Here is a 5,482-nt window from a genome sequence, read left to right on the forward strand (position 1 = left end):
GCCCGTGAACGCGCCGCCGCCACCATCACCTGGTCCCTCGTGCGGGCGAGCAACCCCACCGAGGATCAGCGCACCGCCTACGACGCCATCACCCGGGCCATGAACGCGGCGGTGGCCCGCTACAACAACCTCAGTGACCTGGGCAAGACCATCACCGTCCGCTACGAGCCGGGCGTCCCCACCGCCGACGGCAACATCAACGGGACCATCCGCTTCGGCAGCAACCGCAGCTACATGACCGAGCGGACGGCCCTGCACGAGATCGCCCACACCATCGGCGTGGGCACCAGCTCGGGCTGGTCCCGCCTCGGCGGCAGCGGCACCTGGACCGGCGGGCAGGCGACCGCGCTGGTCAAGCAGTACGACGGCTCCGGCGCGAAGATCTCCACCGGCGGCGGCCACTTCTGGCCCTACGGCCTGAACTTCGAGAACGAGATGTCCAGCACGGCGGCCGACCGCCACGTCCACCTCGTCGCCGCGATGGTCCGCGACGGCCTGTAGGAAACCGCCTCCGTGGACCGCCTGTAGGAAACCGCCCCCCAGCGGATGGCCGGCGCTCAGTCCAGGTGCGTCGGCGCGAACATCCGCAGTACGGCCGGGAGCAGGACCACCGAGGGCCCCGGCGACGCGAGTTGCTTCGCGAGGTCCTGCTTCAGGTTCTCCGGGGTCGTACGGACCCCGGGGACGCCGAAGGACTCCGCCAGCGCCACGTAGTCCGGCCGGGTCAGTTCCGTCGCGGTCGCCTCGCCGAACGCGTCGGTCATGTACTCGCGCAGGATGCCGTATCCGCCGTCGTCGACGATCAGCCAGGTGACGTTCAGTCCGTACTGGCGGGCCGTCGCCAGCTCGGCGATCGAGTACAGGGCGCCGCCGTCGCCGGAGACGGCGAGGACCGGCCGGGTCGGGTCGGCCACCGCCGCGCCGAGTGCCGCCGGGAAGGCGTAGCCGAGGCCGCCCGCGCCCTGTGCGGAGTGCATGTGGTTGGGGCCCTTGGCGTCGAAGGCCGACCAGGCCCAGTACGCGAGGATCGTCATGTCCCAGAAGGACGGGGAGTCGGCGGGGAGGGCCTTGCGCACCGACGCCAACACCTGCTGCTCCAGGGTGAGTTCCTGGGCGGCGATGCGTTCGGCGACCTTCGCGAGCAGTGCGCGGACGCGCTCCGGCGCCGTCGGGTCCTGCCGCTCGGAGACCGTCTCCAGCAGCGCCTGCAACGCGAGGCGGGCGTCCGCGTGGATGCCCAGTGCCGGGTGGTTGGACTCCAGCTTGCCGAGGTCGGCCTCGATCTGGACGACCCGGCCGCGCGGCTTGAACGTGTGGTAGTTCGAGGAGAGTTCGCCGAGTCCCGAGCCGACGACGAGGAGTACGTCCGCGTCCTCCAGGAAGTCCGTGGTGTGGCGGTCCTCCATCCAGGACTGGAGTGACAGCGGGTGCGTCCAGGGGAAGGCGCCCTTGCCGCCGGGCGTCGTGACGACCGGTGCCTGAAGCGTCTCGGCCAGCTGACGCAGCTTCTTCGACGCATCCGCCCGGACGACTCCACCGCCCGCGATGATCGCCGGACGGGCCGCCTTCGACAGCAGGTCGGCGGCCACGGCGGTCAGTTCGGGACGCGGCGGCAGCTCCTCGGGGAAGGCGTCGCCGCCGGTCACCACCGGGATCGCCGTCCCCGCGAGCAGCACGTCCTGCGGGATCTCCACCCACACCGGCCCGTGCGGGGCGCTCAGCGCCGACGTCCAGGCCGCCTCGATGGCGGACGGGATCTGCGACTGGGTGCGGACGGTGTGGACCGACTTCACCACGCCCCGGAACGAGGCCGCCTGGTCGGGCAGTTCGTGCAGATAGCCGTGACGGCCGCCGCCGAGCCCCGCCGTCGGGACCTGGCTGCTGATCGCCAGCACGGGCGCGGAGGCGGCCGCCGCCTCCTGGAGCGCCGCCAGCGAGGTCAGGGCGCCCGGGCCCGTCGACAGCAGCAGCGGCGCCGCCTCACCCGTGATCCGGCCGTACGCGTCCGCCGCGAACCCGGCGTTGTTCTCCACCCGCAGGCCGATGTACCTGAGGTCCGAGCGGCGCAGTGCGTCGAACATACCGAGGGCGTGCTGGCCGGGCAGTCCGAAGACGGTCGTAGCGCCCAGCCCGGCCAGCGTCTCCACGACCAGGTCTCCGCCGGTGCGGCCGGGGGGAGGGTTCAGGGCGGCCTCCGTCTGGGCGGGCGTCGGGCGGAGCACCAGGTCGTGGTCGTGAGTCACTGCGCTTCCGAGTCCTTCCGGGCCGCGGCGATCTGGCGCGACATGATCGTGGTCAGTTCGTACGCCGTGTGGGACGCGGCCACCGACGTGATCTCCGCGTGATCGTACGCGGGGGCCACCTCGACGACGTCCGCCGAGACCAGGTTGCAGGACGCCAGCCCGCGCAGGATCTCCAGCAGCTCGCGCGAGGTCATGCCGCCGGCCTCGGGCGTGCCGGTGCCGGGCGCGTGGGCCGGGTCGAGGCAGTCGATGTCGATGGAGATGTACAGCGGGCGGTCTCCGATGCGCTGGCGGAGCTGGTCGGCGACCTCGTCGGCGCCGCGCCGGTAGACGTCCGCCGAGGTGACGATGCCGAAGCCCATCTTCTCGTCGTCGGTGAGATCCTGCCTGCCGTAGAGCGGGCCGCGGATGCCCACGTGGGACAGCGCCGAGGTGTCGAGGATGCCCTCCTCCACCGCGCGCCGGAACGGGGTGCCGTGCGTGTACTCGGCGCCGAAGTAGGTGTCCCAGGTGTCGAGGTGGGCGTCGAAGTGCAGCAGGGCCACCGGGCCGTGCTTCTTCGCCACCGAGCGCAGCAGCGGCAGCGCGATGGTGTGGTCGCCGCCGAGGGTCATCAGGCGGGCGCCCGTCCCGAGCAGGTCGTCCGCGGCGGCCTCGACGGTCTCGACGGCCTCGTTGATGTTGAACGGGTTCACGGCGATGTCGCCGCCGTCCGCGACCTGGGCGAGGGCGAACGGGGAGGCGTCCTGCGCCGGGTTGTACGGGCGCAGCAGCCGGGACGCCTCACGGATCGCGTTGCCGCCGAAGCGGGCGCCCGGCCGGTACGAGACACCCGAGTCGAACGGCACGCCCACCACGGCGACATCGGCCCGTCCGCCGACCTCGTCGAGCCGGGGCAGCCGGGCGAAGGTCGCGGGACCGGCGTACCGCGGGACGCGGGACGAGTCGACGGGCCCGCGGGGAGTCTCGTTGCTGCTCATGAGGAAATGCCTTCTCTCCTACGCTTCATCGCGTATGTACTGCTGTGTGCTGCTATGTGCGGACTGCTCTACGACTCTACTGGGGAGCCGTGACCGGTTCGGACGAGAGTTCGGGGGACCGTCCGGCGAGCCGCTCGCGCCAGGTGGCGAGGACGGCGGCGTCGGTGGCCGGAGTGGCCAGGGAGACGATCACGTACGCGGCGAGCGAGGCGAGCAGGCCGTAGTAGACGGGCTCGTTGGCGAGGATGCCGTGCGTCGCCATCAGCACGATGACCGCGATTCCGCCGACCACGACGGAGGTGAGGGCGCCGTACACCGTGCCCCGCTTCCACACCAGCCCGCCGAGGATCGGCACGAGCAGACCGCCGACGAGGAGGTTGTACGCGACGGTCAGCGCCTCCACGACGTCGTCGATCGCGATGGCCGTGCCGATGACGGCGATGCCCATGAGCAGGATGAAGGCCCGGTTGCCCCGCACCTCGTCATGGTCGTCCGACGGTGCCCTGCCGAGCCCGCGCAGGCGGGACCAGATGTCGTTGTTGGCGACGGTGGCGCAGGCGATCAGCGCGCCGGAGGACGTCGACATCACGGCGGCCAGGGCGGCGGCCAGCACCAACCCCCGCACTCCCACGGGCAGTTCCTCCTTCACGATGGTCGCGAAGGCGTCGTCCGCGCTGCCGAGATTCGGGTACAGCACCTTGGCCGCCGTACCGATGACGGCACCGGCGAGGGCGTAGGCGAGGCAGTAGGTGCCGGCGACGGTCCCGCCCCACTTGGCGGTCCGGTCGCTGCGGGCGGTGAACACGCGCTGCCAGATGTCCTGCCCGATGAGCATGCCGAAGGTGTAGATCAGCACGTAGGTGAAGATCGTCTCGCCGCCGATGCCGAGCGGGTCGAAGTAGCCGGTGGGCAGCTCGGCCCTCATCTCGGCGAAGCCGCCCGCCTTCACGACGGCGATCGGCAGCAGCAGGAGCAGCACGCCGATGGTCTTCACGACGAACTGCACCATGTCCGTCAGGGTGATCGACCACATCCCGCCGAGGGTGGAGTACGCGACGACGATCGAGCCGCCGAGGACGATCGCGAGCGTGCGGTTGATGTCGAACAGGACGTCGAAGATCGTGGCGTAGGCGATGGTGGAGGTCACCGCGAGCATGAGCGTGTACGCCCACATGACGACACCGGAGATGACGCCGGCCCGGCCGCCCCCGTAGCGCAGGTCGAGCATCTCGGAGACGGTGTAGACCTTCAGCCGGGCGATGCGGGCGGAGAAGAAGACGGAGAGGGCGAGCAGACCGAGGCCGATGGTGAAGACCATCCAGGCGCCGGACAGGCCGTACTGGTAGCCGAGCCCCACACCGCCGATGGTGGAGGCGCCGCCGAGGACGATCGCCGCCATGGTGCCGGAGTACATGGCCGGGCCGAGCCGGCGGCCGGCCACCAGGAACTCGCTCTTGGACCGGGCGCGGCGCATGCCCCACAAGCCCATGGCGAGCATGCCGGCCAGGTAGACGACGATCACGAGGTAGTCGACGGCCATGGGGCCTCCTTCGCGCACGCACATGGCGCGGGGCTCGGTCGTGGCGGGCGAGGTTGACGAGGTTGACGAGGTTGACGAGCACTGACCCTAGGTGGCCGGAAAGCGACTGCGAAGTGTACGTTTCATCCATCTGAGCGGCACTGGCTGGAGGGAACGCACACATGCCGGATTCGACGGTTCCCCCCACGCCCCCCGTCCCGCTGTCCGCTCTCCTGGCCCGCGAGGACCTGGCCCTGCGCCGGATCGCCGGTCCGGACGACCCCGGCACGGTCGTCCACTGGGTGCACACCTCCGAGATGGCCGACCCGTATCCGTATCTGCTGGGCGGCGAACTGCTGCTCACGGCGGGCGTGCACATCCCCGAGGCGGCGGGGTCCGGAACATACTTCGACGACTACGTGTCCCGGATCGTGGCGGCGGGCGGCGCGGCCCTCGGCTTCGGGGTGGCGCCGGTGCACGACACGGTGCCGAGGGCGCTGGTCGCGGCGTGCGAGAGGTACGGCCTGCCGCTGCTGGAGGTGCCTCCGCAGACCACCTTCTCGGGCGTGGCCCGCGCGGTCTGGCAGCTCATGGCCCAGGCCCGCCTGTCCGAACTCCGCCGCGTCACGGAGGCCCAGCAGAGCCTCGCCTCGGCCGCCTCCCGCCCCGACCCGGTCCCGTCGGTCCTGCGGCAGCTCGCGCAGCGGCTGGGGGGCTGGGCGGTGCTGTACGGGCCGGAG

At 71.4% G+C, this 5,482-nt stretch carries 5 protein-coding genes; 2 read left to right on the top strand and 3 right to left on the bottom strand.

Going from position 1 to position 5,482, the window contains the following annotated elements; genetic code table 11:
- Positions 1 to 501 (top strand): hypothetical protein (locus CA983_RS40130; protein ID WP_107500340.1); only part of this gene is annotated, 501 nt, incomplete at its 5' end.
- Positions 502 to 557: 56 nt separating this feature from the next.
- Here CA983_RS40130 and CA983_RS40135 read toward each other — a convergent pair.
- From CA983_RS40135 to CA983_RS40145, 3 genes are all read right to left on the bottom strand, one after another.
- Positions 558 to 2,243 (bottom strand): thiamine pyrophosphate-binding protein, encoded by a 1,686-nt coding sequence (locus tag CA983_RS40135; protein WP_086605618.1) that lies wholly within the window; start codon positions 2,241 to 2,243, stop codon positions 558 to 560.
- The gene (gene speB, locus CA983_RS40140; protein ID WP_086605619.1) at positions 2,240 to 3,223 is read right to left on the bottom strand and encodes an agmatinase; all 984 of its coding nucleotides are present in this window, start codon (positions 3,221 to 3,223) and stop codon (positions 2,240 to 2,242) included. Before speB ends, CA983_RS40135 begins: the two co-directional genes overlap by 4 nt.
- 76 nt (positions 3,224 to 3,299) lie before the next feature.
- Positions 3,300 to 4,763 (bottom strand): sodium:solute symporter family protein, encoded by a 1,464-nt coding sequence (locus CA983_RS40145; RefSeq protein WP_086605620.1) that lies wholly within the window; start codon positions 4,761 to 4,763, stop codon positions 3,300 to 3,302.
- A 161-nt stretch (positions 4,764 to 4,924) separates the two neighbouring features.
- Between CA983_RS40145 and CA983_RS40150 the strand changes: the two genes are divergently transcribed.
- Positions 4,925 to 5,482 (top strand): PucR family transcriptional regulator ligand-binding domain-containing protein (locus CA983_RS40150; RefSeq protein WP_208637144.1); only part of this gene is annotated, 558 nt, incomplete at its 3' end.

The organism is Streptomyces swartbergensis, from assembly GCF_002148965.1.
GTDB classification, from domain to species: domain Bacteria; phylum Actinomycetota; class Actinomycetes; order Streptomycetales; family Streptomycetaceae; genus Streptomyces; species Streptomyces swartbergensis.